Source organism: Amycolatopsis orientalis DSM 40040 = KCTC 9412 (genome assembly GCF_000478275.1).
In the GTDB taxonomy this organism is placed as follows: Bacteria; Actinomycetota; Actinomycetes; order Mycobacteriales; family Pseudonocardiaceae; genus Amycolatopsis; species Amycolatopsis orientalis.
Map to the genome: position 1 here is coordinate 1 of NZ_ASJB01000002.1, position 231 is coordinate 231.

1 protein-coding gene is annotated in these 231 nt (G+C 55.8%); it reads left to right on the forward strand.

Annotation, left to right across the window (positions count from 1 at the left end; translation table 11 throughout):
• A partial coding sequence (locus L324_RS44365) for an SAM-dependent methyltransferase (protein WP_499698301.1) occupies positions 1 to 231 on the forward strand: 231 nt, incomplete at both ends.

The following is a 231-nucleotide window of genomic DNA, read 5'->3' on the forward strand; positions in this document are numbered from 1 at the left end:
GCTCGAAAAACCGGGGGAAAAAGTGCCGGCCGACATCCCGCTCGAGGTGAAGGGCAATCCGCTCCCGTATGTCAGCCGCGGCGGTTTGAAACTGGAAAAGGCGCTGCGCGACTTTCAAATCGATATCGAAAACAAAATCGTTCTCGATATCGGGGCGTCAACGGGAGGGTTTACCGACTGCGCCTTGCAGCATGGGGCGAGGATCTCGTATGCCGTCTTCTGCTTGAAAAA